Raw genomic sequence first — 26,974 nt, 5'->3', positions numbered from 1 at the left:
TCATGCGGGTTCTCGTCGTCGAGGACGAGCGGAGGATGGCCGCCGCCCTGCAGCGTGGTCTGCAGGCCGAGGGGTTCGCGGTCGACCTCGCGCACGACGGGGAGGACGGCCTGCACCAGGCCAGGCACGGCGAGTACGACGTCGTGGTCCTGGACATCATGCTGCCCAGGATCTCCGGCTACAACGTCTGCAAGCAGTTGCGGGCCGAGGAGAACTGGGTCCCGATCCTGATGCTGTCGGCCAAGGACGGCGAGTACGACATGGCCGACGGGCTCGACCTCGGCGCCGACGACTACCTGACCAAGCCGTTCTCGTACGTGGTACTGGTGGCCAGGCTGAGGGCGCTGCTGCGGCGCGGGGCGAACCGGCGCCCGTCCGTGCTGAGGGCCGGGGATCTGGCGCTCGACCCGGCGCGGCGGCGCGTCACCAGGGGCGAGACACCGGTGGAGCTGACGCCCAGGGAGTTCGCGCTGCTGGAGTTCCTGCTCCGCCACCACGACGAGGTGGTCTCCAAGACGGAGATCCTGGAGCACGTCTGGGACACCTTCGACACCGATCCCAACGTGGTCGAGGTCTACGTCGGCTACCTGCGGCGCAAGATCGACGTGCCGTTCTCCCGGAACGCGCTGCAGACGGTACGGGGAGCGGGATACCGGCTGGCCGGCGATGGCGGCTGATCCGGCCCCCCGGGACCGCCAGAACCCCGGGCAGCGCCAGGAATCCCTGAACCGCCAGGACTCCTTGGGACACCAGACCCACCGGGAGCGCGAGGACTTCTTGGGCCACCGGGTCCCCCGGGAGCGGGCCGCCGCCGGGGCGGGCACGGGTTCCCGTACCGGCACGGCTTCCCCGGTCTCCCCGGCCTCCCCGGCCTCCCCGGCCGACGCGGTCGCGCACGGGGGAGGGCGCGCGGTCGGCCGGTGGCGGCGCAAGAGCCTGCGCTTCCGGCTGACGGCGGTCGCCTCGGCCGTGCTGGCGGTGGCGCTGGTGGTCTCGGCCTACGTGATGATCACCGTGCTCGGCAACGCGCTGCTGACCACCATCGACGACTCGATCTACCAGCGGGCCAGGGAGACGGTCTCGCTGGCCGACGCCGGACGGCTGCCCAACGAGATGACCTCGCCGGACGGCACGCTCCTACAGGTGATCGACGGCGCGGGACGGATCACCCACACGACCACCGGCACCGACAGGCTGGTGCCGCTGCTGGACGCCGGGGAGCGGGCGGCGACGATCGACAGGGGCGGGGCGCGCTTCCTGGACGGCAAGCCGTACGGCATCCCGCACATGCTCCGCGTCCGGGTGCTCAGCGCCGACCGGGGACAGACGGTGATCGCGGCGCGTCCCTTCAGCGAGGTGCAGACCAGCATCTCCACGGCCGGGCACGTGCTGATCGTCGGAACGCCGCTGCTGCTGATCCTGCTCGCCGGAGCCAGCTGGGTGATCATCGGCGGGACCCTGCGGCCGATCGCGGCGCTGCGCCGGGGCGCGGACGAGATCACCGACACCGCCCGCTCGCGCCGCCTGCCGGTGCCCGAGGCGCGCGACGAGGTGCACAGCCTGGCCACGACGCTGAACGCGATGCTGGCCCGGCTGGAGAAGGCCGGTATCCGGCAGCGGGCCCTGGTCTCGGACGCCGCGCACGAGCTGCGCAGCCCGCTGGCGAGCATCCGGCTCCAGCTGGAGGTGGCCCTCGGCCACCCCGAGGGGCAGGACTGGCGGGAGACGGCCGAGGGCGTGCTGGAGGACACCATGCGCCTGTCCCGGCTGGCCGAGGACCTGCTCTCGCTGGCCCGCCTGGACGAGCGCGGCGGCACGCCCGCGCGGGGGGAGCCGGTGGAGCTGGACCAGCTGGTCTCCCAGACCGTCGAGCGGTACGGCGAGGCCGTCACGGTGCGGATCGCCGGAGAACCCGGCGACGCGCCGGGAAACGGACCCGACGCGGTCACCGGCAACCCGGGAAGCGAGGCCCGCGCGGTCACCGGCAACCCGGTGAACGGGGCCGTCACCCGCGAGCCGGGAGACGGGGCCGACACGGTCACCGGCGGCCCTGAGGGCAGGTCCGGCATGGTCACCGACTGGCCGGGAGGCGGGGGCGGCGCGGCCGTCGGCGAGCCGGAGGGCAGGCCGATCAGGGTCACCGGGGACGCGCTGGATCTGGGCCGGGTGCTGGTCAACCTGGTCGACAACGCGCTGCGGCACACCTCCGCCCCGGTGGTGGTCGAGCTGCGGACCGAGGGGGCCGACGCCGTGCTGACCGTCACCGACGACGGGCCCGGTATCCCCGAGGCCGACCGGGAACGGGTGTTCGACCGGTTCACCCGGCTGGACAGCGCGCGCAGCCGCGACGAGGGCGGGGCCGGGCTGGGCCTGGCCATCGTGCGCGAGACGGTCCACGCCCACGGCGGCGCGGTCCACCTGGAGGACGCCTCCCCGGGCCTCCGCGCGGTCGTACGGCTTCCGCTATCTTGACTGAGGCTTGTGCCTCATCCGCTTGGCCGGGCGATCGCCCGGGACCTAGCGTCACCTTTATGACTTCCGTTGACGGTAGCCGGCGGGAGCTCATCCTGCGGGTCGCCACCAGCCTGTTCGCCGCGCTGGGGTACGACAGCACGTCCGCGAGCCAGGTCGCCGACGCCGCCGGGCTGAGCGTCGAGGCCCTCGACGAGGAGTTCGACGGCAAGCGGGAGCTCTACCTGGAGATCATGGAGCGGGAGTACCAGGCCGAGCGGGCGTCCCTGGTGAAGGCGCTGGAGGGGATGCCCGCGGTGACCCCCGAGCAGACGGCGCTGGTGATCCACCGGGTCATCGACCACTACCTCGACTTCTGCCTCGCCCACCCCGAGTTCCCCTCCCTCTGGATGCACCGGTGGCTCGCGGACGCCAGCGACGTCACCGAGCTGGAACGGAGATACGTCCAGCCGCAGATCGACCTCGTCTCCAGCGTGATCACCCCCGCGGTGGAGGCCGGGTACGTGGACGCCGACATCGACATGAAGTACGCCTTCTGGTCGGTGGTGTGGTGCGTGCACGGCTTCTGCCAGGGCGGGGTGCTCGACGGGGAGGGCAACCGCCAGGACGCGGAGGATCCCGCGGTGCTGCGGCGGTTCCGCGTCTACCTGCACCAGATGGTCCACCGCGTCGCCGCCCTGCCCGGCTCCCCTCCCCCGTCCTGACCACCACCCCCACCCGTCGCCCCGGGAAACGCCCGCCCGTGACCAGCCCCCAGCCGAGCCACGAGCCGCGAAGCCGCTCGTACGGCACAACTCCCCTTCCTGACCACCGCCCCCGCCCGGCGGGCCGCCGGATCCCTCGTACGGTGCGATTCATGTGATGCTTGCACTTTCCCGGCAGCCCCTGCGGGCCGTACCCTTCCGGCCCGCGTGAGCCGTACCCCCGAGGAGATCCATGAGCCTGCCTGACAAGGGCCGCAGCACCGAGGAACTGCTGGCCGAGATCGCCCGCCTCAAGCGGGACGACCTGCCGGTGCGCGGCGGCAAGGTGACCGCGTACGTCTACGACACCGGGCGGCCCGAGGTGCACGAGGCCTCCGCCAGGGCCTACTTCGAGATGCTGGAGGTCAACACCCTCGACCCGACGGCCTTCCCCAGCGTGGTGGAGATGGAGAAGCAGGTCGTCGGCGCGGTCGCCGGGCTGCTCGGCGGAGGGTCGGGCATCTTCACCAGCGGGGGCACCGAGTCGATCATGCTGGCGGTGAAGGCGGCGCGGGACGCGCGGGAGACCGGGGGGCGTCCCCGGATGGTGGTCCCGGTGACCGCGCACCCGGCCTTCCACAAGGCCGCGCACTACCTGGGGCTCGTGGTGGACGCCGTACCGGTGGACCTGGTGACGTTCCGCGCCTCCGCCTCGGACGTCGAGGCCGCGATCACCGAGGACACCGTCCTGGTGGTCGCCTCGGCTCCGTCCTACCCGCAGGGCGTGATGGACCCGGTCGCCGAGATCGCCGGGGTCGCCGCCGCGCGCGGCGTGCCGTGTCACGTGGACGCCTGCGTGGGCGGGTGGCTGCTGCCGTGGCTGCGCGAGGCCGGGGCGGACATCCCGCCCTTCGACCTGTCGGTGCCCGGGGTCACGTCGCTCTCGTGCGATCTGCACAAGTTCGGCTACGCCCCCAAGGGCGCGTCGGTCGTGCTGTTCGCCGACCCGGCGATGAGGCGCAAAGCGTACTTCGCCTCGGCGTCGTGGCCCGGCTACACGCTGATCAACGCCACCGTGCAGAGCTCGAAGTCCGCGGGCCCGCTGGGCGGCGCGTGGGCCACCTTCCAGGCCCTGGGCCGGGAGGGCTACCTGGAGCTCGGCCGTACCACCCTGGCCGCGGCCCGCGAGCTCCGCGAGGGCATCGCGAAGATCCCGGGGCTGCGGGTGCTCGGCGACCCGGAGTCGGCGCTGGTCGCCTTCGGCTCCACGGAAACCGACGGGGTGGACGTGTTCGTGCTGTCGGACGAGGCCAGGAGGCGCGGGTGGTTCCTGCAGCCGCAGCTGTCCTACGCGGGCATCCCGGCCAACATCCACATCACGGTGACCGGGGTGACCCTGCGGGGCGTCGAGGCGATGCTGGAGGTGATCGCGGAGGCCGCGGAGGCGGCGCGCGAGCGGGGGCCCGCGGAGCTGCCGGAGGGACTGGTCGAGCTGGTGGCGGGCCTGGACCTGGACGCGCTCGACGACGCCGCCTTCGGTGAGCTGGCGGCGGCGGCCGGGGTGGACCTGGGCGGCTCGGGGCAGCCGGAGATGGCCGTGGTCAACGCGGTTCTCGACGCCCTTCCCGCCGACCGGCGAGAGGCTATCCTGATCCGCTTCCTTTCCGGTATCTACTCCTGACTTCGTACGCACGACGTACGCACGACTTCCATAACAAATTGATTTACCTCAGTCATGTTATTGCGGTAAATATCATGCTGGCCGACGATGGGGACGCTCCACCGCCGCCCGGGATCCCCGACCGGGATGCCGGGCCCACCCCCCTCCAGGAGGTCCGCGAACATGAGCAAGATCCCCGCCTCCATCCGATTAGCGGGCTTGGTCACCGCCGCACTCCTGCTCGCCCTCGGCTCGGTCACCCCGGCCTCGGCGCGGCAGCACACGGGTTCCACCGGCTCCACCGGTTCGATCGTCAAGGCGGACAGCGCGACCGCGCTCCCCGGCAGCTACATCGTGGTCCTCAAGGGTCAGTTCAGCCGCGCCGACCGCGACCGCAGGGCCCGCGAGGTCGCCGAAGGTGAGGGCGCGCGGGTCAGCGCCGTCTACCAGCGCGCCGTCAACGGCTTCGCCATCCGGGCCGACGAGGAGCAGGCCCGGCGGATCGCCGCCAGGCCCGACGTCGCCTACGTTGAGCAGGACCAGGAGTTCACCCTGGTCAACCAGGCCGTGTCCTCGTGGGGCCTGGACCGGGTCGACCAGCGGAACCTGCCGCTCGACGGCAACTACACCGCGCCGAACACCGGTTCCGGCGTGCGGGCCTACATCATCGACACCGGCATCCGGGTCACCCACTCCGACTTCGGCGGGCGGGCGCAGGCGGGACGCGACGTTTACGACGACGACAACGACGTGGCCGACTGCAACGGCCACGGCACCCATGTCTCGGGAACGGTCGGCGGCGGCCAGTACGGCATCGCCAAGGCCGTCACGCTGGTCGGCGTGCGGGTGTTCGGCTGCGGCAGCAGCACCTCCACCTCGGTCATCATCGAGGGCGTCGACTGGGTCACCGCCAACGCGGTCAAACCGGCCGTGGCCAACATGAGCCTGGGCGGCAGCGCGAGCGCCACACTCGACACCGCGGTCTCCAACTCCATCGCCTCCGGCGTCGTGTACGCCCTCGCCGCGGGCAACGAGAGCACCAACGCGTGCACCCGCTCCCCCGCGCGGGTTCCCGCCGCGATCACGGTGGGCGCCACCACCAGCACCGACGCCCGCGCGTCCTACTCCAACTTCGGCACCTGCCTCGACCTGTTCGCCCCGGGTTCCGCCATCACCTCGGCCTGGAACACGAACGACACCGCCGCCAACACGATCAACGGCACCTCGATGGCCTCCCCGCACGTCGCGGGCGCGGCGGCGCTGGTCCTCAGCGGCAGTCCCACCGCCACCCCGGCGCAGGTACGCGACACGATCGTCACCAACGCGACGCCCGGCGTGGTGACCAACCCCGGCACCGGATCGCCGAACCTGCTGCTGTACGTCGGAGGGGGCGGCCCCGGCCCCGAGCCCACCGTGGTCTACTCCGACGACTTCGAGGCCGAGCGCGGCTGGACGGTCAACCCCGGCGGCACCGACACCGCGACCGCGGGCCGCTTCGAGCGCGGCGACCCGGGGCAGACGTCGAGCGGCGGCGTGACCACCCAGCCCGGCACCACCCCCAGCGGCACGTACGGGCTGGTCAGCGGTGCGGCGGCCGGGACGGGCGCGGGCGACGGCGATATCGACGGCGGCGTGACGAGCGCCCAGTCACCGGCGATCACGCTGCCCGCGAGCGGGACGCTCACGCTGTCCTACTCCTGGTATCTCGGCCACCTGAACAACGCGAGCGGCGCGGACTACGTCCGGGTCCGCGTGGTCGGCGCGACCACCACGACCGTGCTGAACCAGGCCGGTGCCGCGTCCAACCGCGCCGCCGCCTGGGCCACCGCCACGGCCGACATCTCCAGCCACGCCGGGCAGGTCGTCCGCGTCGTCGTGGACGCGGCCGACGCCTCAGGGGCGAGCCTGGTGGAGGCCGGGGTCGACAACGTCCGGATCACCTCGCAGTAGACCTTCCTGGAATGCGAGGCGCGCCCCCGCCTCGCGATCGGGCCACCCGTCCCCCCCAACGGGTGGCCCGATCCGTTTCTCCCGGGCTTCTCTTGGGCGCCCGGCGCGGAATACCGGAGCCGGCCATAAAAACAGGCCGCGATATTCACCGCGAAACATCGATGTCAAACATCATCAATAAACGGCTATTACGATGTGCGGCAACCTCGGTGAATATTGATACCGGCACTTCGGCCGGAAACCCGGCTCACGGATACTCGCGCGGAGGCGCCGAACCGGCGGCGGCCGACCAGGGCGCGGGTCCGATGGAGCACGCGATGCACCCCCACGTGCGGACGACGCCCTACGAGAGCCTGATCCCGCCGAGCACGGCCACCAGGCGGGGCTCGTCACCCGCGGCCACCTCCAGCTCGACCCCGAGCGCGGCCAGGTCCGCGGCGACGGCCGCGGGATCGGGATGGAAGGCGGTGAGGGAGGTCAGCCGCACCACGGGCAGGCCGCGCTCGGCGGGGTGCGCGGTGCTCCCCCAGTCGATCAGGAACGGGACCAGCCCGTCGCCGGTGTCGTCGGGCGAGGACGTGAGGCGCCACTCCAGCAGCTCCCCCTCCGGGGTGCGGCGCGACATCGGGTGGACGTCGCCCGGCTCGTAGCCGCGCTCGCGGGCCCGTACGACGGTCGCGTCGAGGTCGGCCGGGTGGATCGCCCAGGTGACCAGGCGCGGGCCCGGCAGCAGGTCAAGGCCGAACGGCCGGGCGAGGCCGGGATCCGGCTGGTCGGGATCCGGGCCGATGATCTCAAGGTAGCGGCGCCCGCCCAGGCCGAGCAGGAAGTTGCGGGTGCCCAGGCCCACGTGGCGCCCACCCTCGGCGGGCTCCGCGCCGAGCAGGTCGGCGAGCTCCCGTACGGTCGCGTAGAGGTCGGGGGTGGCGTAGACGAGGTGGTCGAGCAGTTCTTCCGGCATGGGTCGGGCTCCCGTCCGTGCGTGCGGCGGGCGGCTCGGCGCCCGCGGGAGAGGTGTACTCGCGATGCGAGGCGAGGCGGGCGTCATCGCCGGTACCGGTACCGGTACCGGCGGCAGCGGCGGCACTGTCAACGGCTCGGTCCGACGACGGCGGCACCGGCGTTGATGGCAGCACCGGCACTGTCGCCGTCACCGGCGCAGTCCCTCGACGGTGGCCAGGGCGGCGCGGGCGGACGCGGCGTCGTGGACGCGGAAGACCCGGGCGCCCTGCCAGGCGGAGACCGCCAGCGTGGCCATGGTCCCGGCGTGGCGCTCGTCCACCGGCAGGCCGCCGAGGGTCTCGCCGACGAAGTCCTTGTTGGAGACCGCGACGAGCACCGGCCAGCCGGTGGCGACCATCTCGTCCAGGCGGCGGCTGACCTCCAGGGAGTGCCAGGTGTTCTTGCCGAAGTCGTGCGCCGGGTCGATGAGGACCGACTCCCTGGGCACCCCCGCGGCGACGGCGCGCTCCGCGAGGCCGACGGTGTAGCCGATGACGTCGGCGACCACGTCGGCGTAGGCGATCCGGTGCGGGCGGGTACGCGGGGTCACCCGTCCGGCGTGCGCGCAGACCAGGCCGATGCCGTGCTTGGCGGCGACCCCGGCCAGCTCGGGGTCGACCCCGCCCCAGGTGTCGTTGAGGAGGTCCGCGCCCGCCTCGGCGACGACCTCGGCGACCTCCGCGCGCCAGGTGTCGACGCTGATGACGAGCCGGGGATGACGGCGCCTGACCTCGGCGACCAGATCGGCCACCCGGCGGATCTCCTCGGCGGGATCGACCTCGTCGCCGGGACCCGCCTTGACGCCGCCGATGTCGACGATGTCCGCGCCTCCCGCGACGGCACCGTCCACCGCCTCCAGGGCCGCCGCGAAGCCGTACGTCCTTCCCCTGTCGAAGAAGGAGTCGGGGGTGCGGTTGACCACCGCCATGATCGCGAACTCGCCGGGCCGGAACTCACGGCCGCGCAGGCGCAAGATAGTCATCGAGACCGAGCCTATAACCCGGTGTCGGAGAGGACGGCGCTCCCACCTGCGCCGCCTCTGGGGGAAAACTGGGGAACAAGAACTGACGAGCCTCGGGGGCTCCTACGCGGCCGACCCACTTTCGGCCACGGACAGGAACTCCTGAGCGATGGCGGGCAACCGCCGTCGCGCGTGAACGATGGCGATCACCCGGCGGACCGAGGGATCGAGGGTGCGGACCACGAGCCCGGCGCGGGCGGCCTGCTCGGCCATCCCCCGGTACCAGAGCATCGAGGCCGTACCCGAGCGGACGGTGTTCAGCCAGTTGCCCCGCTCGTCGAGCTGCGTCGCCACCACGGGGGCCACACCGTGCTTGGCGAAGAGCGCGTCGAACTCCCTGCGCCGGGAACTGCCGGGAACCGGCAGCACCAGTCGCATGCCGTTGAGTCTCCTCATCGGCACCGGGTCGGGCAGGTCCACGCCGGGCGGGGAGATCAGCACGATCTCCTGGCGCTCCAGCGGGTGGCTGATCAGATCGGTGGGGACGGGCAGGTCCGTCAGGCCGAGATCGGCCCGCTGGTCCCTGATGGCGCTCACCACGCCGTCCCGCCCGTCACAGCGGACGATGTGAATGCGTACCCCGGGATGTTCGGCGGTGTACGCGGGGAGGAGGCGTCCTGCCAGCCCCGGTTCGAGGCTGGGTATCGAGGCGATGCGGAGCTCCGCCTCGGACGCGTGGCCGTGCGTGGACAGTGCCTCGATCTCGCGGACGGCGTCGAGTGCCTCCCGGGCCAGTTTGACCACCCGGCGTCCCTGGGCCGTGACGACCACGCCACGTCCGGAACGTGCGAACAACGTCATCCCGAGCTCTCGTTCCAAATCCCTGATCGCACGGGAAAGGGCAGGTTGTGCGATGTACAGCGACCTGGCCGCGTCGGTCATGGTGCGATGCTCCGCCGTCGCGACCACATAGCGGAGCTGCTGCAGATTCATGATTTGAAGCTAGGTCACGGGCCCTGGATCGGTCCGGCACATCGCGGAGATCACCTCGGATGATTTCGGAATGTAATCGAATGCAGCGACATCCGTGACGGATGATAAATCAGTATGCTTACGCCCCAAATTCGGCAAAAGTCCGGACCTGCAGCTCATACCGGACGCTCGGGTTAACGGGGAGACAGCGTGACAGGCAACGGGCAGTACCCTCCACCACCCCTTCCACCACAGGGGCAACCTCATCAGGCACCCCCCGCGTGGGCGGCTCAGGGCCATCCTCAGCCGCCACCACCGGGGTATCCACCGCAGCCACCGCCGGGACAGGGGCCCCCGGCGCAGGGAGGCCAGGGATATTCGCGGCTGCCCGCGTATCCGGGGCAGGGACATCCACCACCGGGACAGGGGCCCCCGGCACAGGGATATCCAGCGGCACCACCGAGACAGGGAAACCATCCAGCGACACCGCCGGGGCACGGGAGCCACCCGGCGTCGCCGCCAGGACAGGGATTCCCTCCCGGATACGGATACCCGCCCCCGCCGCCGCCCGGCCGGGGACACCCGCCCCAGGGGCCACCGCAGGGACCGCCCCGGGGCCACCCCCAGCCGCCGCCACCGGGGTATCCGCCACACCACCTCCCACCCCCGCCGGTGCGTCCGCAGCACCCACCGCCGGGACAGGGCTACCCGCAGCCGCCCGCGCGGCCCGGCGGCCATATGCCGTACGGCCATCCGGCCCCGCCACCACCGCCGCCGGACCCCCGGCAGCGGCATGCCTACCCGCCGCCGCAGTGGCAGCCGCAGCGACCCCGCTCCGGCGCCGGGCCGATCGTCGGCGGGATCCTCGGCCTGGTCGCGCTGCTGTTCGTCGGGCTCGCGGTGATGGGCGCGGTGGTCAAGAGCAACCTCCGGCTGGACCCGGCCTCGCCGGTCGCGATCCCGCCGCTGCCCACCTATCCGGACAGCAGGCCGTCGTACACACCCACCGCGGAGCCCGAGCGGAGCGCGTCCGCCGAGCCGAGGCGGACGACGGCCTCCTCCGACATCTCGGAGGACACGATCGCGCCCCCGGCCAAGGTGCGGACGCTCAACACCAGCCTGGAGAACAACACGCTCTACCGGGCGGGAGGGCTTCCCCGGGTGAACTGCCCCGCGGGATCGGCCAGCATCTACAGCCACAGCCAGCTCAAGGCGCTGATCCTCAGGACGTCCAAGTGCATGGACAAGGGCTGGTCCCAGATCATGCGCAAGCAGGGCATGGACTGGCGCCCGCCCGGCTACGCCCTCACCGCGACGAAGGGCCGCGGCGCCTGCGGTGACTTCCCCTCGCCGGGCAGCATGGTGCCGTACTACTGCCCGCGCAACACCACCATCTACGCCTCCACCAGGGCGATGACGCGGGGGGTGGGCAACTCCGGCGGGTACGGCTCCATCACCGAATGGCACGGCGGGGTCATCAGCATGATGGCGCACGAGTACGGGCACCACGTGCAGCAGATGTCGGGACTGTCCAACACCTGGTGGCAGAAGTCGCTGCGCTCCGGCAGCCGGAGCGGGAAACTCGCGCTCAGCCGCCGGTTCGAGCTCCAGGCGACCTGCTTCGGCGCGATGTTCATGCGCTCGGTCTCGGCCAGCTATCCGGTCACCCCGGCCCGGCGCAACACCCTCTACTACTTCTACTCCCGCGTGGGCGACTGGCCCGGCTATCCCCGCGACCACGGCTCCCCGGCGAACAACAACCGGTGGTTCCGCCAGGGCTACGAGAAGAACAAGGCGTTCCAGTGCAACACCTGGCTGGCGCCGTCCTCGACGACGTCCTAGATGACGTCACGGCTTAAGGGATCATTAACCACAGATTAGCGATCTGTCTGTCATGTCCAGGTATGGGGACTAGAATCCTGGCAAATTCCGTTCAATCGGGGAACCTCGGCTGTTTTGCCAGGTAGACCGGGGCAAGACGTAGTAGGAAGCGGTGTGACGATGCGCCTTGGGCAAGACTCGGGGGATCTCGCCGGCGACAGTGGGAAACGGCGCCCCCGGCGCCGTAGTGGAAGCCAGGGCGCGGGCCGTGGCGGCGCGCGAGGTCCTGCCGAGACGCAGCCCCCCTCCGGCCCGCCACAGGCCCGGGGCGCCGCCGCCGGGCAGGAGGCGCCCCCCGCCCGGGACGCGCGCAACGGGCTCCGGGCGGTTCCCGACCCGGTCCAGGGCGTGCCAGGGACGCCGTCCTCGCAGCCCGGGGGCGGCGTACGGGGCGCCGCCACCGGGCAGGAGACGCCGCCCCTCCAGGGCGCCGGGCAGGGGACCCCTCCCCCGCACGACGTACGCAACGGGCAGGCCGCGCACAGCGAGCAGGCCGTGCACGGCGGGCAGGAAACCCTCCCTCCCCAAGGTGCGCCCAACAGCCGGACGGCCTCCCCCTCCCAGACCGGAGCGGCCGGAGCGGGCCAGGGCGGGGGGCCGATACAGGCCGGGAAGCCGGTACAGGCTCAGGGAGCGGGCCAGGCCGGACCCCCGACCGGACCTCCGGAACCTCCCGGCCCCCCAGGGCCACCCGGCCCGCCCGCTCCGCCCGGGAAGCGGCCTCGGTTCGCCAAGCCGCTGACGGTCGGCGCGCTCATCGGCTGGACCGCGCTGTCGGCGCTCCTGCCCGGCGCGGCCCACCTGCGGTCGGGACACCGCCGTACCGGATACATCCTGATCACGATCTTCGGCGCGCTGCTGCTGGCCATCCTGGTCGGCGCGCTCGTCCTCAGCGGCGAGGGGAACGCGGGGTTCGTCGCCCGCGACAGCACGCTGATGACCGGGGCGGTCCTGGCCATCGTCGGCGCGATCGCCTGGTTCCTGCTGGTGCTCTTCTCCTACGTCTCCCTCGGGCCCAACCGGCTCAGCGGCAGGGGACAGATCGTGTCGGGCATCGCGGTCGGCGTGCTGTGCGTGTCGGTGATGGCGCCGTTCGCGCTGACCGCGAGCACCGTGCTGACCGTCAAGGAGGCGGCCAACACCATCTTCGAGAGCGCCTCGGACAACCCCACGGCCGTCCCCGTCAAGCACGAGGACCCCTGGGGCGGGCGCAAGCGGGTGAACTTCCTGCTCGTCGGCGGCGACGGCGCCGGGAACCGGGAGGGCGTGCGGACCGACAGCATGACCATGGCCAGCGTGCACGTCGCGACCGGCAACACCGCCATGTTCAGCCTCCCCCGCAACCTCCAGCACGTCCGCTTCCCGCCCAACAGCGCGCTCGGCAAGCGGTTCCCCAACGGCTTCATGCGCGAGCTGCCCAACGGCGGCCTGCTCAACGAGGTCTGGCAGTACGCCGAGGACCACCCCGAGCTGATGCCCGGGATCAAGAACGGGCAGCGGGGCCCCCGGGCGCTCATGGACGCCATCGGCTTCACCCTCAACCTGAAGATCGACTACTACGCCCTGGTGAACATGTTCGGCTTCGCCCACCTGGTGGACGCCATCGGCGGCCTCAGGATCAAGGTCGAGCGCGACGTCCCCTGGGGCGGCCTCTACGGCACCGCCGGGACCATCAAGGCCGGATTCCGGAAGCTCTCCGGCGAGGAGGCTCTCTGGTACGGGCGCTCCCGCGTCGGCAGCGACGACTTCTCCCGGATGGCCCGCCAGCGCTGCGTCATCGGCGCCTTCGCCCAGCAGGCCACCCCGTCGGTCGTGCTCACCAACTTCGTCAAGATCGCGAACGTGGCCAAGAAGATGGCCAAGACCGACATCCCCCGCGAACTGCTGGAGCACATCACCGAGCTGGGACTGAAGGTCAAGGACGCCAGGATCGTCAGCCTCCAGTTCGTGCCGCCGGAGTTCTACACCGGCTCGCCCGACTGGCAGAAGATCCGTACCGCGGCCGCCAGGACGGTGAGCCAGTCGCTGCGGCCCGCCCGCCGCCCCCTGGCCGCGACGGCCTCCCCCGGCACGAGCGGCGCGGCGCCCGCCGCCACGCCCAAGCCCTCCAGGACGACGGTGGCGGCCTCTCCCAGCCAGACGCCCACCCCGAACGGCAAGGGCGAGGCCGAGTCCCTGAACGATCTCTGCGGGTTCTGACACCCCCGTGTACGCATGTGGCCCGTCCCCCGCGAAGGAGGACGGGCCACGACGCTTCTCCCGGAACTCCCCGGGATCAGCCGACCTTGACCCCCGTCCCGACGCTCCCGGCGCTCCCAGCGGTCCCGCCGGTCCTGGGCAGCAGGGCGAAGGCGCCCAGGTAGATCAGGCCCGCCACAATCAGCAGGGCCTGGTAGCCGATGACCAGTGCCAGGTACTCCAGGCAGCCGCCGACCATCGCGCCCAGCAGGTTGGCGCCGAAGGACACGGTGGCGTCCGCGGAGTCGGCGAAGCGCTTGGCGAACACCACGTTGGCCGCGAAGATCGGCAGGAACGCCACGACCACCGCGACCACCGCGCGCACCGGCAGCGGCAGGCCCAGCAGCCAGGAGTTGGGCACCAGCCAGGCCAGGACCAGCCCGGCGAGCAGCACGCCGTACATCACGGGTAGAGACGGCACCCGGAAGCGGCGGGTCACCTCCACCGCGGCGAGCACGGCGACCAGCACCCCGCCGAACACGATCGCGTTCACCACCCAGGTGGTGCCGAACAGCAGCGCGAACCCGGTGACGCTCTTGGTCTCCAGCAGCAGGAACGCCACCCCGAGCAGGAAGAGGTCGGCGTACGGGCGCATCCGCCGGTACGGACCGGCGACGGCCCGGACGGCGAGCAGGCTGACGATGAGGATCAGCCCGAGGGTGATGATGTAGATCTGCGGGATCGTCCGGTCCTTCAGATAGAGGAAGGGCCGGTCGTCACTGGCCGGGGGCGGGGTGTCCAGGGTCGCCCCCGCCCACTCGGAGCCGCACCGCTGCGCCTCGGTGGTGAGCCCCGCGGTGATCACCGCCTGCTGACCGGTCTCGCTGACGATGTCGACGCAGGGCTTGTGGCCGAAGGCGGCCTGCATGGTGGAGCCGAGGCGGTCCACCAGCCAGGTCTCGCGGTAGTAGTTGTACATCGAGAAGGCCCCGCCGGGCTTGAGGTGGTCCCTGGCCGCCTCCATCGCCTGCTGGGTGAACAGGTAGCTCTCCAGCCGCAGCGAGCTCGCCCCGGACACCAGGGTGAGCGAGTCGGGCAGCGCGAAGAGGATCAGGTCGTACTTGTCGGAGGTCCGTTCCAGGAAGGCGCGGCCGTCGGTGACGTGGGTGGTGACCCGGGGGTCGTCGTAGGGCTTGTCCGGGTGGTAGGAGCGGCCGAGTTCGAGCAGCTTGGGGTCGATCTCCACGGCGTCCACGTGCTTGGCCCCCTTCGACAGCGCGATCGACACGTCGGTACCGCTGCCCGCGCCCACGATCAGCACGTTGTCCAGCTTGCCGGAGGCCGCCCGCTCGTACGGGAGGGCGTACTGGCGCTCCCACTCCAGGCGGCTCTTGGCGGGGGTGGCCTGCTGGTGCGGGATGCCGTTGACGTCGATGTTCATCAGCGGCACGTCGTTCCAGTAGCCGCGCACGTAGGTCACCTTGTAGTAGGGCGACCACAGCGCCCCGGCCGTCAGCGTCTCCGTCGCGAGGACGCCGACGACGATCAGCGACGGCACGAGCAGCGCCGCGCGGGCCCAGACCCTGCGGGGCCAGAGCAGCACCGCGTAGGCGATCGCGGCGATCGTGCCCCACACCACCGGGGGCGCGCTGAGGAACGACAGCGCGGTGAACAGCCCGATGCCGCTGAGGCTGCCGATCAGGTCGTAGCGGTAGGCCTCCAGCCGTTCGAGCTCGGGGAAGCACCGCCCGACCAGCTCGGCCGGGCCCATCAGCACGATCGCCGCCGCCGCGAAGATCACCGGAAGGATCAGCCAGGCGGGCGGGCCGCTGGCGCTCAGGCTCGTCCAGTACAGGACCCCCTCGGTCTGGCGGTCCACGGTGACCGGGAAGAGCCACACGACCAGGACCAGGACGGCCAGCACGATCGGCGAGTAGTACGGCTGCCGGGTGCTGCGTCCCACCCGCAGGAAGCCGAGCCCGATGCCGAGGAAGGACCCCAGCAGGACGAAGTTGGTGAAGTAACTCAGATGAACGATGTTCGACCCGGTCCACCGGATCAGGGCCAGCTCAAGGAAGAGCATGAAGCCACTGGCCACTATCAGTCTGGGCCGCGTGCTCAGCCAGTGTGTGTGCCGGACATCGGGGCTGGGGGGTGGAGTCGTCTCCGCCTCTGCGGTCATGGCTCCCAACGCTAGTGACCGGCACCCGCGCAGGGAAGGAAATCCACGCCTGTCGTTTGCATGGTTTACAACCCATGAGTCCAGTTAGGGGATGGTTTCAACGGCTGGACGTGGTCAAGGCGGATGAAGGAACGTGGTCAACCCGGTTCCCTCAAGCCTCGGTGGTGCACATGCGGGTCCTGCTCCAGCTCCGTCCCTCCCCCGATGTCGTCGCGGCCGTGGCCGACCCCGCGGTGAGCACTCCGGCGGCCGACGTCGCCGACGCGCTGCCCGGGGTCGTCGTGGACCCCTCCTTCACCCCGGTCCTCGCGCCCCGCCCGGTTCCCGCGGTCGGGGGCGACCCCCTCTCCCTCAACCAGCCGCTCACGTTCTCCTTCGCCGACGACGAGGCCTCCGTCCTGGTCCGCGGCGAGATCTCCGACGACGAGGTCTCCACCCGGATCACCCTGCTGCCCTCGCTCCGTCCCGACGTCGTGGGAGTCTTCGCCGACCCGATGATCGAGCGGGGCCTCACCTGCGGCGGAACGCCCCCGGTGGGCGACTGGCGCGACGTGGAGCGGCTGCTCGGCGTCGCCGAGCTGGCCCGCGAGGGCCTCGACGGCTCGGGCGTCGCGCTCGCGGTGCTCGACACCGGCGTCAACGCCGCGCACGTGGCCCGGCACCTCGACCGCGCCGTGGCCCTCGACGCGCGGCACAGCTGGAAGCCGTCGGGAGTACGGGGCGACGCGGGCGAGTTCCCCGTCGACCACGGCACGATGTGCGCCTTCGACGCGCTCATCGCCGCCCCGAGGGCGTCGCTGATCGACGTGCCCGTGCTGCTCTCCCGGCGTCCCGGCGGCACCGCGCTGGACGGCCTGCTGTCGGACGCGGTGGCGGCCTTCGCCCACCTGCGCACCGTCCTCGAAGCCCAGCCCGCCGCCTCGCGCTCCCTTGTCGTCACCAACAGCTGGGGCTCCTTCTCCCCCGGCTGGGACTTCCCCGCGGGCCATCCCGGTAACTACTCCGACAACCCGGCCCACCCGTTCAACCTGATCGTCTCCAGCCTGGAGCGGGCGGGCGCCGACGTGCTGTTCGCCGCCGGAAACTGCGGACGCGACTGCCCCGACGGCCGGTGCGCGTACGCCGACCGGCCGATCACGGGTGCCAACTCCCACCCGGGCGTCCTGTCGGTCGGCGGCGTCGACATCCGCGGCGAGCGGGTCGGCTACTCCTCGCAGGGTCCCGGCCGCCTCACCGCCCGCAAGCCGGACCTCTGCGCCTACACCCACTTCTCCGGCTCGCGGGCCTTCGGCGCCGACGAGGCCGACTCGGGCACCTCGGCCGCGTGCCCCGTCGCCGCCGGCCTGGTCGCGGCCGTACGCACCCTGTGGCCCTCCTCCCGCCTGTCACCCGCCCAGCTGCGCACCCTGCTCCGGCGCACCGCCGACGACCGGGGCGACCTCGGCTTCGACCACGACTACGGCTACGGCGTCGTCGACACCACCGGAATCCTCACCTCCCTACGCCGCCGCGCCCAGCGCGTAGCGTGAGCGCATGCTCCTGATCACCGTACGACTCCCGCCCGACGCGACGCTCGCGCAGGCCATGCGGCGCCTGAAGTTACCCGAGGAGGATGTCGACACCGACTACGGCCTGGTGCTCATCGACCCCGAACAGGGGCTGTACGGCCTGCGGGTGAGCGAGTCCGCCGCCCGCCGGGTCGCCCCGGAGGCGGGCGGCGGCCCCTACTCCGACCCGGGGATCGAGCCGTACGGCCCGCCGGGCTGAGGTCTTCCCGGCTCCGGGAGTGCCCGGGTGGTCAGGCGTTCTCGCGGTTGAAGACGCGGGTTCCCACGGCGACGCAGAGCAGGGACAGGACCACGGTCACGGCGACGCCGAGGCCGACGGTCCCGTTCACGTAATGGCCGTTGAACAGCTCGCGCATGGCCTCCAGCACGTAGCGGAACGGGGTGGCGCGCGACAGGACGTCCAGCCAGGCCGGTGCCATCGACATCGGCAGGAACGCGCCGGACAGCAGGACCAGCGGGACGATCGCCGTGCTCATGATCGGCGCGAACGCCTCGGGGTTCATGACGAGCGCGATCGCGTTGGACAGCGCGGCCAGGCTGACGCCGAGCAGGACCATCAGCAGCAGCGCGACCAGCACGCCGGGAATCTCCGCGCGCAGGCCGAAGGCGTACCCCACCGCGACCAGCATGATCGACTGGATCACCAGGGTGAGCGAGCTGGCCAGGACGCGGCCGAGCAGCAGGGAGACGCGGTGCGCCGGGGTGACCCGCAGCCGTTCCAGCACCCCGGCCCTGGCGTCCATCACGATGCCGAACCCGGCCAGGCCCGCGCTGAACAGCGCCACCTGGATGAGCAGGCCGGGGATCAGCGTCTCCCAGGGGCCGATCGTGACGAACAGCGGGCCGAACAGCACCAGGTAGAGCAGGGGCTGCAGGACGCCGAAGACGATCCCGGCCTTCTGCCGCAGGGAGATCCGGACGTTGTGCCGGAAGATCAGCCAGGTGTCGCGGACGACGCTCATCGCTCCCCTCCCGCTGCCGCGATGTGAGCCGCCCGCCGCCCGCCATCAGTCCCGGGCGGGCCCGGCGGATCGTCCCTCGGAGAGTCACTTCTTGGGGAGTCGTCTCCCGGGGAGTCGCCTCTCAGGGGGGCATCTCTCAGGGAATCGTCTCTTGGAGAGGCATTTCTCAGAGAGTCGTCTCTCAAGGAATCGCCCTTCAGGGAGTCGTCTCTCAGGGAATCCCCTCTCGGGGAGTCCTCTCTCAGAGAGTCGTCTCCCGGGGGATCGTCTCTCAAGGAGCGGCCGGTGATGGAAAGGAAGACGTCGTCGAGGGTGCCGGTGCCGCCCTTGAGTTCGGCCGGGGTGCCCTGGGCGACGATCACACCGTCGTCGATGACGAACAGGCGGTCGGCGAGCGCGTCCGCCTCGTCGAGGTAGTGCGTGGTCAGGAAGACCGTGAGGCCGAGCCCGTCGCGCAGGCTCCTGATGTGGTCCCACAGCGCGGCCCGGCTCTGCGGGTCCAGGCCCGTGGTGGGCTCGTCGAGGAAGAGCAGGACGGGGTCGTGGACCAGGCCGAAGGCGAGGTCGAAACGGCGGCGCTGACCGCCGGAGAGCGCGCCCCCCGGCCGATCCCGCAGGCCGGTGAGCCCGAACCGGTCGAGCACCCGCGCGACCCGCTCGCGCGCCTCGGCCGGGCGCGTGCCGTACAGCATGGCGTGCAGTTCCAGCTCCTCCCCCACCGGGTTCGCCAGGTCTATCCCGCCGCTCTGCGACACGTAGCCGACGCGCCGCCGTACCCCCCTCGGGTCGGTGAGCAGGTCATGGCCCGCGACCGTGGCGGTGCCCCCGGTGGGACGTACGAGGGTGGTCAGCATGCGCATCGTGGTTGTCTTCCCCGCGCCGTTTGGGCCGAGGAATCCGACGATCTCTCCGGCCTCCACGGTCAGGTCGACGCCCCGGACGGCCTCCACGCCACCGGGGAAGGTCTTACTCAAAGCCGATGTCTTGATCATTTGATCGCCTCCATTTTTACAGTAACACCAATTTTAGAGTCACTACAAAATTTGTTCGGCACCTAGAATGACCCCATGAGCGAGGGCCTGCGCGAGCGCAAGAAACGGGAGACCAGGCAGCGCATCTCCGACATCGCCACGTGGCTGTTCGTGACGAAGGGCTTCGACAACGTGACGGTGGCTGAGGTCGCCAGGACGGCCGACGTGTCGGTCAACACGGTCTTCAACTACTTCGGCACCAAGGAGGACCTGCTCTTCGACCGGCAGGAGGACGTCGAGGACCTGCCGAGCAGGGTCGTACGGGAGCGGAGGCCCGGCGAGAGCCCGCTGGAGGCGCTGCGCCGCGACTTCCTGGACGCGCTCGACACCCGCCACCACCGCTACGGGTTCCACGAGGGAAGCGACGCCTTCACCCGCATGCTCTCCCGGAGCCCGTCGCTCAACGCCCGGCTGCGGGAGATGAACGAGGCGCGGGAGAGGGCCCTCGCCAGGACGCTCGCCGAGGAGGCCGGTGCCGATCCCGGCGACCTCACCCCCGTTTTCGTGGCCGCCCAGGTCAGCGCGGTGCTGCAACGGCTGATGACCCACGCCGTCGAGCGCATGCTGGCGGGCGAGAGCCTCGACGCCATCGCCCCCGACCTGCGACGGCACGCCGAGCGCGGCTTCGCGCTGCTGGAGGCGGGCATCGGCGACTACTGCGTCCGCCCCCAGGACACCCCCCGGGCCACCGAGACCGGGGAACCGGACTAGCTTCCCGCGTCGGGAAGGCCAGCGGAAAACGGCCCGCGCGACATGGCACGTTTCAAGGGGCGTCGCAACACGGTGATCAATGGTTGGCCGCGAGAAGCACAGCGAGACGCCCGGCTGGGATGGGGTCTCGGCGGCTGCTGGTCTGGGTGGGCGGGGTGCTGGCCGTGTGCGTCGTGGGCCCCGTACTGCCCAAGGTCTTCGGGGCCGTCCTGATGCCGGCCGCCCTCGGCGCGGTGGCCGTGATGGCACTGCGCTCCTCTGTGGGCCGCCGGACGGCTGCCGTCCTGACGCCGTTTCTCGTTGTCGCTGTCATGCCGTCGTGGTTCACCGATCTGGCGGGTCTGACGGCGGTCGCCGTCGCGACGGCGGCGCTGCTGGGCGTCACGGGGTGGCTGGCCCGCACCGGGAAACCCGCCTGACGCCCGTACGGCGACGGTCCAAGATCGCTGACACGGCCAAAGTTTCCGCTACCGCCACCAGCCACCGCCGCAGGCCAACCCGCGCATCCGCACCTTCCGGGCGCCGAACGATCGCTTGTCGGCGGCGAGCAGCACGGTGACATGGTGAGACGCTCGACCGGGGTACACCGGTCGAGCGTCGGCGTTCAGCTCGGCGGCGACGGCGTCATGCGACGCCACCGGAAGAGAAGCATGCCCGCCGTCGTGGGCTGAGGGACAATGTTCGCGGTACGTGTTTTCGGAACGGGCGATGTTTCCGGACAGTGAAGATCACGTGACCGTAATGGGTCACGATATCAATGGCGAATCCGGAACTTCATCAGTCCGTTATGATCTTGGCTTGTCTCTGGCCTCTCCGACCCCCGGGAGCCCCCGTGCCACCGCGCGAGCGTCTCCGCCGCCTGTTCGAAACGCACCGTTTCCAGCAGGTCCTCGTCGCCGTCATCGTGATCAACGCGGCCACCCTCGGGCTGGAGACCTCGGCGACGCTCGTCGAGCGGTACGGGACGGCGCTCACCGTCGTCGACCACCTGGCGCTCTACATCTTCGTCGCCGAGCTGGCCGCCAAGCTCTACGCCTACGGCTGGCGGTTCTTCCGCAACCCGTGGAACCTCTTCGACACCGCGATCGTGGTGATCTCGCTGCTGCCCACGGCGGGCGGGCTCTCGGTGCTGCGCGCGCTGCGGATCCTGCGGGCGCTACGGCTGATCTCCGTGGTGCCCAGCCTGCGCCGGGTGGTGACCGCGCTGCTCACCGCGCTGCCGGGGATGAGCTCGATCGTGCTGTTGCTGGCGCTGGTGCTCTACGTCACGGCGGTGATGGGCACGAAGCTCTATCACGTCACCGCGCCCGAGTATTTCGGCGACCTGCCCACCTCGCTGTTCACGCTGTTCCAGATGATGACCGGGGACGCCTGGTCCGACATCACCCGCGAGGTGATGGCCGTGCATCCGTCGGCGTGGGTGTTCTTCGTGGCGTTCATGCTGGTGTGCACCTTCGTGGTACTGAACCTGTTCATCGCGGTGGTGGTCAGCGCGATGGAGGAGGAGCACGCCGAGGAGTCCGTACAGGCGACCGAGGAGCTGGGCAGGGCCGTGCTCACCGAGCTGGCCACGCTCAGGGCCGAGGTACGGGAGCTGCGGGACCGGGTTTCGGCGCCGCTGAACGGCGGTCCCGGCCCGGCCGCGAACGGCGGCACGGGCACGCGGGGAAACGGCGCCCCGGGTTCGCGGGGCACGGCGTCGAACGGCGACATGAGCCCGGCTTCGGGCTCGGGTTCGGGTTCGGGTTCCAGCCCGACTTCGGGTTCGGGTTCAGGGGCGGCGTCGAAGAGTACGGCGAACGGTGGCGCGAAGAAGCCCGCCACCCGGGGGGCAGCGGGCAGGCGCCGCGGATAGGCGCCAGGTCAGCGCGAGTAGAACTCCACCACCAGCTGCTCGTCCACCGGCACCACGATCTGCTCGCGCAGCGGGCGGCTGAACAGGGTGAACCGGAGGTCGGCGTGGTTGACGTCGAGATAGGCGGCGATCCGGTCATCCGCGTACACCCCCTCGGAGGCGGCGACGAAGGGCTGCATCCGGCGTGACTTCTCGCGCACCGCGACAACCTGGCCCGGCTTGACCAGGTAGCTCGGGATGTCGACCTTGCGGCCGTCCACGGTGATGTGGCCGTGGGCGACGTACTGGCGGGCCGCGTAGATGGACGGGGCGATGCCGGAGCGCAGGACCAGGGAGGCGAGGCGCGTCTCCAGCAGCACCACCAGCTCCGCGCCCGCACGCCCGGTGCCGCGCAACGCCAGGTCCCAGTAGCGGCGCATCTGCCGCTCGGAGACGTCGTAGTACCAGCGGAGCTTCTGCTTCTCCATCAACCGCAGCCCGTAGTCACCGGTCTGCCGCCGGTTGGTCTTGCGACCGTGCTCACCCGGCGGGTAGGGGCGCTCCTCGAAGTATCGGACGGCCTTGCGGGTCAGCGGCACGCCCGCCCTCCGGGACAGACGCACCTTCGGTCCGGTGTAGCGCATGCTCACTCCTCTGTGGTTAGGTTTACCTTAGTTAGGCAAGGCTAATCTTACACAGCAGCATCTCCCGACCTCAAGGAGAGCCGGTCCATGCAGCCCGTCACCGCTCCGCCGATCCCCGAGCGGGTCCGCACCCTCGCCGCCACCGCCGCTCCCACCCACGTGTCCGTCTCCGGAGCCACCGGCCCCGCGACGCCCGCCAGGGGTGGCGTGGACGGCGCCGGACGCCCCGTGCTGCTCGTCCTGCCGGGTGACCCGCTCTACGACGCGCGGGACGAGCCCGTGGTGACCGTGGACCTGACGTCGAACCGCTCGCTGGGCGAGCACGAGCTCTCGCGCGGCCTGCTCAAGGTGCAGGGCTGGGTGCAGGCGGTGCCCGAGTTCGAAGTGCGGGAGACGGCGGTGGCGATCGCCGAGCGCTGCCCCGACGAGGCTCTGTTCGAGGTGCTGGAGGGGACGGACGGCCCCCGGCTGGTCCGGGTGGACGTCGGCAGGGTGATCTATCTCACCGGGCCGGAGTCGGGTGTGCTGGACGCCGAGGAGTATCTCGACGCCGCCCCCGACCCCCTGATGGGCGACGCCGAGCGCATGCTCCACCACATCAACGACTCCCACCGCAGGCAGCTGGAGACCGCGCTGGGCTCACTGCTCGCCGCGCCGGTGCCGGAGGCCTGGCTCTGGGAGCTCGACCGCTTCGGGGCGACCGTCCGCTGCGGCGTCGACGACCCGACGCTGATCCGGCTCCCCTGGCCCTCGCCCATCACCGACGCGGAGTCCCTCGAACACGCCGTACGCTGCCTGCTCTGCCACCACTGAGCCGGAAAGCTTTTCAAGCGGTGTTTTGTCGTGTGGCGCCATTTCCGGCATCGGCTGGAAATGGCGCCACACCATTCCAAGCGAAACTCCCCGAGGGAAATCACTCCCGGGGGGAATCACCTGGGGAACGGAAATGTCACCCCTCGGACACCACCTCGCCGATGTTCCGGATCACCTGGTCGACGAAGCCGTAGTCTCTGGCCTCGGTGGCGGTGAACCAGCGGTCGCGATCCCAGTCCTCCTCGATCCGCTCCAGCGACTGGCCGGTGTGGAAGGCGATCCGCTCGCACAGCATCTGCTTGATGGAGAGCATCTGCTCGGCCTGGACGGCGATGTCGGCGGCCGTGCCCCCGAGGCCCCCGGAGGGCTGGTGCATGATCACCCTGGTGTGCGGCAGGACGTAGCGTTTGCCGGGAGCGCCCGAGCACAGCAGGAACTGCCCCACGCCTCCCGCGATGCCCATGCCCACGGTGGCGACGTCGTTGGGGATGTACTGCATCACGTCGTAGATGGCGATTGCGGCCGACACCGAACCACCGGGTGAGTTGATGTGGAGCCAGATGTCGCGCCGGTCGTCGGCGGCGGAGAGCAGGAGCAGCTCCTCGCAGATCCGGTTGGCGACCTCGTCGTTCACCTCGCTGCCGAGCACGACGATCCGCTTGCGCAGCAGCCTCTGATACAGCTGGTCTTCGGGGACGATCTGGGGATCGCTCATGTCTTCCACCTACTCCGAACCCGGGATTCGCGAACGACGAATACCCGCGACCATAACCCCGCCGGGGACCGCGTTTTCCGTTCGTTCGCTGTCGGCGCCTTCCACTGAAAGCGCAGCGTCCGTTATTCCGTTTTCCCCGGACACGGCCGTTCCCGGGCCGGACACGGCTGTTTCACACCCCGGCCACCGGCGTTTCACGACCGGGACACGCCCCGGGTGGATCCCTCCGTACGGAGGCGAGGGGTGGGTCCCGATGTACGGGTGCGAGGGGTGGGGCTCGTCGTACGAGGACGTCCGGCTGCGAAGGCTGGGGCCGCGATCGCGCACCCGCCTTCCGGGGTCCCAGCAGGGGATCGGCCGGGCTCCGGGCCGAGCATGTTTACCCCCTTCTCTCCGGGAGAGGGGATACCACTGCATGGACAAAACTCCACAAACGGGAGGACTCACACCATGGGTGCCGACGACAAGGTTGCCAACAAGGCCGAAGAGCTCGGGGGCAAGGTCAAGGAAGGCGCGGGACGCGTCACCGGCAACGAGCGGCTTGAGGCCGAAGGCAGGACCGACCAGGCCGACAGCCACCTCAAGCAGGCCGGGGAGAAGCTGAAGGACGGCGTGGAGAAGGTCAAGGACGCTTTCAAGAGCTGACATGCGACCACGTAGTGACGGGGGTCCCGGTTTTCCGGGACCCCCGCCGCCGTGTTCGGGGGAACCGCCCTGTTTGGAAGGACCGCCCTGGAGGGACCGTCCTGCTCGAAGAGACCGTCCTGTTCAAAGGGGGCGGTACTCAGGAGGGTCGGCGTTCAAGGAGATCGGCACTCGGGGAAACCTCCGCCCAGGGAGACCGGTTCTCCTGAGCGCCGGTTCTCAAGAAGACCAGGGTCCCAAGAGGACCGGCACTCAGGAGAGTCTCAAGAGGACCGAGACTCAGGAGAGTCTCAAGGAGACCGGTTCTCGGAAGGACCGGCGCTCAGGAGGCGGGGCCGACCTCGGGTTCTGGTGTTCCGTTGCCGGATGTGTCCTTCCCCTTCCCGTCAACACCCTCAACGCCCTCGGCCCCGTCCTCACCGTCCTCACCGGCCTCGCCGTCGTCCGCGCTCTCCGTACCGGTCTCGCCAGCGCCGTCAGCCTCGGCTTCGGTCTCGGCGTGGCTCGCGCCCTCGGAGGTTTCCTCTTCCGGGGTGCGGCGCGCGTCGTCGGGGTCCGCCAGGAGGGGGCGCTCGGGGAAGGTCGTGTCCGCCCCCGACCGCTCCGCCACGACCCGGGTCTCACCGTCGACGCCTCGCGGTCCCGCGGGCGGCGGAGCCTGTTCGGGAATGTCACGCTCGGCCGTCTCTTCGCTCACCTCAGGAGTGTCCGTCATGCCGATCCCCTCCCCTGACAAAGTTCAAATATGTCGCCGGGCAGGCATGGCGCCGATCAGCCGGGTAGGGAATCCCGCGACGAAGGGAGCGAGATCATGACGGTCACCCGGTTTCAGGATCTGCCACTGGCCGAGCACGACAGGGCCTGGGACGGCGAAGCGGCGGAGAAGCGCGTCCGGTCATGGTCGGGCGCCAAGGAGGAACCCAACGCCCGGTACCGAGAAGCCCATGTCTGGTACGACGGCGACGAGCCGGACAACTTCGGGAGCTACAAGCTCCCCATCGCCGACGTGATCGACGGCAGGCTCAAGGTGGTCCCGCACGCCGTACGGGCAGCGGGAGGGATCATGCGGGGAGCCCGGGGCGGGGTCAAGGTTCCGGAGGAGGACCTCGGCCGGATCAAGGCCCACCTGGCCAAGTACTACGCCAAGATGGGCGAGACCGCCCCCTGGGAATCCTGACGGGATGAGGGGGTGACGCGTTTCGCGTTCGGCTTCGACCCGGCGTGGCGGATACCGCTGCTGCTGGTCGGGGTCGGTCCCGGCAGGGCCTACGCCGAGGTCCGCGAGGGCGAGTTCTCGGTCCGCTTCGGCCCCTGGTCGCTGCGCACCCCCCTGTCCAATGTCGCGGGCACCACCGTGACCGGCCCGTACGCGCCGTGGAGGGTCATCGGGCCGCACCTGTCGCTGGCCGACCGCGGGGTGACGTTCGGCACCAACGCCAGGCGGGGGGTGTGTGTCCGGTTCCACACCCCGGTGCCCGCGCTGGCGCCCGGCGGTTTCCTGTCCCACCCGGGCGCAACCCTGACGGTCTCCGATCCCGAAGAACTGACGAGAGCCCTCGGACGGCCACGCGAGACATGACGGCGGGGTATCCGGGCAAAGGGTGCGTTCCAACCAAGGAGGAAAACATGACGGCCGAAGGAGAGATGCCGGAGGAGACTTCGGCGAGCGGGAAGCCCATGGTCGCGGCCACTCCGCGCGACGTCGTCCACATTCGCCTGGGCTCCTTCGCCCTGATAGCGGTGATCGGTCTCGGGGTGCTCGGTCTCGTGGCCGGGATCACCTGGCTCACCGTCGCGATGGCCGTACTGGCCGTGATCGCGATCGCGGACATCGCCCTGGCGGTGCACCGGCAGTCACGTGCCGCTCCGGGCACGACGACGGAAGCGGGCTGAGCCGCAGGCGGCTCCCGGGACGCGCCCGCCGCGCGTCCCCGCCCTGGACGCGGGCGACCCGGGACGCGGGTGACCCACCGCACGGACAGACACCCCCGTACGACAGGACCCCGCACGGCAGAGGGCGTACGCGAGAAACCACACGCCCCCGTACGACAGAGGGTGTACGCGAGAAGCCGCCCGGTGGAGGACGGCCCGGCGGGGGTTCCCGGTCAGA

At 70.9% G+C, this 26,974-nt stretch carries 26 protein-coding genes; 17 read left to right on the top strand and 9 right to left on the bottom strand.

Annotated features, from left to right (window positions below; genetic code table 11):
* The first annotated feature begins 2 nt into the window (after positions 1-2).
* The 5 genes from ACW9TB_RS34230 to ACW9TB_RS34210 all read left to right on the top strand — a co-directional run bounded on the left by ACW9TB_RS34230 (position 3) and on the right by ACW9TB_RS34210 (position 6,765).
* The gene (locus ACW9TB_RS34230; RefSeq protein WP_344746749.1) at positions 3-677 is read left to right on the top strand and encodes a response regulator transcription factor; all 675 of its coding nucleotides are present in this window, start codon (positions 3-5) and stop codon (positions 675-677) included.
* On the top strand, positions 667-2,472 hold the full coding sequence (locus ACW9TB_RS34225; RefSeq protein WP_472752256.1) for a sensor histidine kinase: 1,806 nt from the start codon (positions 667-669) through the stop codon (positions 2,470-2,472). The genes ACW9TB_RS34230 and ACW9TB_RS34225 overlap by 11 nt, the downstream gene beginning before the upstream one ends.
* A gap of 59 nt (positions 2,473-2,531) precedes the next feature.
* Complete coding sequence (locus tag ACW9TB_RS34220; protein ID WP_472752255.1) at positions 2,532-3,176, top strand: TetR/AcrR family transcriptional regulator; 645 nt, start codon at positions 2,532-2,534, stop codon at positions 3,174-3,176.
* 232 nt (positions 3,177-3,408) lie between these two features.
* A complete protein-coding gene (locus tag ACW9TB_RS34215) occupies positions 3,409-4,836 on the top strand; it encodes a pyridoxal phosphate-dependent decarboxylase family protein (protein WP_472752254.1) in 1,428 nt (475 codons plus the stop codon).
* Positions 4,837-4,998: 162 nt separating this feature from the next.
* Positions 4,999-6,765: a S8 family peptidase gene (locus ACW9TB_RS34210; RefSeq protein ID WP_472752253.1), complete on the top strand. Its 1,767-nt coding sequence runs from the start codon at positions 4,999-5,001 to the stop codon at positions 6,763-6,765.
* Positions 6,766-7,108: 343 nt separating this feature from the next.
* Here ACW9TB_RS34210 and ACW9TB_RS34205 read toward each other — a convergent pair whose 3' ends face one another.
* The 3 genes from ACW9TB_RS34205 to ACW9TB_RS34195 all read right to left on the bottom strand — a co-directional run bounded on the left by ACW9TB_RS34205 (position 7,109) and on the right by ACW9TB_RS34195 (position 9,721).
* Positions 7,109-7,726: a VOC family protein gene (locus ACW9TB_RS34205; RefSeq protein WP_472752252.1), complete on the bottom strand. Its 618-nt coding sequence runs from the start codon at positions 7,724-7,726 to the stop codon at positions 7,109-7,111.
* A 189-nt stretch (positions 7,727-7,915) separates the two neighbouring features.
* On the bottom strand, positions 7,916-8,749 hold the full coding sequence (gene folP, locus ACW9TB_RS34200; RefSeq protein WP_472752251.1) for a dihydropteroate synthase: 834 nt from the start codon (positions 8,747-8,749) through the stop codon (positions 7,916-7,918).
* A gap of 102 nt (positions 8,750-8,851) precedes the next feature.
* Positions 8,852-9,721: a LysR family transcriptional regulator gene (locus ACW9TB_RS34195; RefSeq protein WP_472752250.1), complete on the bottom strand. Its 870-nt coding sequence runs from the start codon at positions 9,719-9,721 to the stop codon at positions 8,852-8,854.
* Positions 9,722-10,372: 651 nt separating this feature from the next.
* Here ACW9TB_RS34195 and ACW9TB_RS34190 point away from each other — a divergent pair.
* Both ACW9TB_RS34190 and ACW9TB_RS34185 read left to right on the top strand, forming a co-directional pair.
* Entirely contained in the window at positions 10,373-11,542 is a 1,170-nt protein-coding gene (locus ACW9TB_RS34190; RefSeq protein ID WP_472752249.1) for a neutral zinc metallopeptidase, read from the top strand.
* A 387-nt stretch (positions 11,543-11,929) separates the two neighbouring features.
* Positions 11,930-13,780, top strand: coding sequence for an LCP family protein (locus tag ACW9TB_RS34185; RefSeq protein WP_472752248.1), 1,851 nt, complete (start codon positions 11,930-11,932; stop codon positions 13,778-13,780).
* Between the two features lie 76 nt (positions 13,781-13,856).
* Here ACW9TB_RS34185 and ACW9TB_RS34180 read toward each other — a convergent pair whose 3' ends face one another.
* A complete protein-coding gene (locus tag ACW9TB_RS34180) occupies positions 13,857-15,842 on the bottom strand; it encodes a spermine/spermidine synthase domain-containing protein (RefSeq protein WP_472752247.1) in 1,986 nt (661 codons plus the stop codon).
* 269 nt (positions 15,843-16,111) lie between these two features.
* Here ACW9TB_RS34180 and ACW9TB_RS34175 point away from each other — a divergent pair, with 269 nt between their 5' ends.
* Together ACW9TB_RS34175 and ACW9TB_RS34170 are read left to right on the top strand one after the other, a co-directional pair.
* On the top strand, positions 16,112-17,470 hold the full coding sequence (locus ACW9TB_RS34175; protein WP_472752246.1) for a S8 family peptidase: 1,359 nt from the start codon (positions 16,112-16,114) through the stop codon (positions 17,468-17,470).
* Between the two features lie 4 nt (positions 17,471-17,474).
* Positions 17,475-17,708, top strand: a complete 234-nt coding sequence (locus ACW9TB_RS34170) for a hypothetical protein (RefSeq protein ID WP_472752245.1) — start codon at positions 17,475-17,477, stop codon at positions 17,706-17,708.
* A gap of 31 nt (positions 17,709-17,739) precedes the next feature.
* Here the strand turns inward: ACW9TB_RS34170 and ACW9TB_RS34165 are convergent, their stop codons facing one another.
* Together ACW9TB_RS34165 and ACW9TB_RS34160 are read right to left on the bottom strand one after the other, a co-directional pair.
* Entirely contained in the window at positions 17,740-18,471 is a 732-nt protein-coding gene (locus tag ACW9TB_RS34165; RefSeq protein ID WP_472752244.1) for an ABC transporter permease, read from the bottom strand.
* Positions 18,468-19,463: an ABC transporter ATP-binding protein gene (locus ACW9TB_RS34160; protein ID WP_472752243.1), complete on the bottom strand. Its 996-nt coding sequence runs from the start codon at positions 19,461-19,463 to the stop codon at positions 18,468-18,470. The genes ACW9TB_RS34165 and ACW9TB_RS34160 overlap by 4 nt, the downstream gene beginning before the upstream one ends.
* 75 nt (positions 19,464-19,538) lie before the next feature.
* On the opposite strand from ACW9TB_RS34160, the gene ACW9TB_RS34155 reads away from it, so the two are divergent.
* The 3 genes from ACW9TB_RS34155 to ACW9TB_RS34145 all read left to right on the top strand — a co-directional run bounded on the left by ACW9TB_RS34155 (position 19,539) and on the right by ACW9TB_RS34145 (position 22,068).
* On the top strand, positions 19,539-20,213 hold the full coding sequence (locus tag ACW9TB_RS34155; protein WP_472752242.1) for a TetR/AcrR family transcriptional regulator: 675 nt from the start codon (positions 19,539-19,541) through the stop codon (positions 20,211-20,213).
* 119 nt (positions 20,214-20,332) lie between these two features.
* Complete coding sequence (locus ACW9TB_RS34150; protein WP_472752241.1) at positions 20,333-20,632, top strand: hypothetical protein; 300 nt, start codon at positions 20,333-20,335, stop codon at positions 20,630-20,632.
* 413 nt (positions 20,633-21,045) lie between these two features.
* Complete coding sequence (locus ACW9TB_RS34145) at positions 21,046-22,068, top strand: ion transporter (RefSeq protein ID WP_472752240.1); 1,023 nt, start codon at positions 21,046-21,048, stop codon at positions 22,066-22,068.
* Positions 22,069-22,076: 8 nt separating this feature from the next.
* On the opposite strand, the gene rpsD is transcribed toward ACW9TB_RS34145, so the two are convergent.
* Positions 22,077-22,691: a 30S ribosomal protein S4 gene (gene rpsD / locus ACW9TB_RS34140; protein WP_472752239.1), complete on the bottom strand. Its 615-nt coding sequence runs from the start codon at positions 22,689-22,691 to the stop codon at positions 22,077-22,079.
* An 87-nt stretch (positions 22,692-22,778) separates the two neighbouring features.
* On the opposite strand from rpsD, the gene ACW9TB_RS34135 reads away from it, so the two are divergent.
* Positions 22,779-23,504, top strand: coding sequence for a DUF2470 domain-containing protein (locus ACW9TB_RS34135; protein ID WP_472752238.1), 726 nt, complete (start codon positions 22,779-22,781; stop codon positions 23,502-23,504).
* A gap of 136 nt (positions 23,505-23,640) precedes the next feature.
* On the opposite strand, the gene ACW9TB_RS34130 is transcribed toward ACW9TB_RS34135, so the two are convergent.
* Positions 23,641-24,219, bottom strand: coding sequence for a ClpP family protease (locus ACW9TB_RS34130; RefSeq protein ID WP_472752237.1), 579 nt, complete (start codon positions 24,217-24,219; stop codon positions 23,641-23,643).
* A 450-nt stretch (positions 24,220-24,669) separates the two neighbouring features.
* On the opposite strand from ACW9TB_RS34130, the gene ACW9TB_RS34125 reads away from it, so the two are divergent.
* On the top strand, positions 24,670-24,864 hold the full coding sequence (locus ACW9TB_RS34125; protein WP_472752236.1) for a CsbD family protein: 195 nt from the start codon (positions 24,670-24,672) through the stop codon (positions 24,862-24,864).
* Positions 24,865-25,186: 322 nt separating this feature from the next.
* On the opposite strand, the gene ACW9TB_RS34120 is transcribed toward ACW9TB_RS34125, so the two are convergent.
* A complete protein-coding gene (locus ACW9TB_RS34120; RefSeq protein ID WP_472752235.1) occupies positions 25,187-25,561 on the bottom strand; it encodes a hypothetical protein in 375 nt (124 codons plus the stop codon).
* Positions 25,562-25,675: 114 nt separating this feature from the next.
* On the opposite strand from ACW9TB_RS34120, the gene ACW9TB_RS34115 reads away from it, so the two are divergent.
* From ACW9TB_RS34115 to ACW9TB_RS34105, 3 genes are read left to right on the top strand one after another with little or no spacing between them, the layout of a single operon-like run.
* On the top strand, positions 25,676-26,041 hold the full coding sequence (locus tag ACW9TB_RS34115) for a hypothetical protein (protein WP_472752234.1): 366 nt from the start codon (positions 25,676-25,678) through the stop codon (positions 26,039-26,041).
* Positions 26,042-26,053: 12 nt separating this feature from the next.
* A complete protein-coding gene (locus ACW9TB_RS34110) occupies positions 26,054-26,443 on the top strand; it encodes a hypothetical protein (RefSeq protein WP_472752233.1) in 390 nt (129 codons plus the stop codon).
* Between the two features lie 47 nt (positions 26,444-26,490).
* Positions 26,491-26,757: a hypothetical protein gene (locus tag ACW9TB_RS34105; protein ID WP_472752232.1), complete on the top strand. Its 267-nt coding sequence runs from the start codon at positions 26,491-26,493 to the stop codon at positions 26,755-26,757.
* Positions 26,758-26,974 lie beyond the last annotated feature (217 nt).

The sequence above is a fragment of the Streptosporangium sp. H13245 genome, from assembly GCF_055690525.1.
The sequence above is the reverse complement of the archived record's forward strand: the minus strand, read 5'-3'. Positions and strand labels throughout refer to the sequence as shown.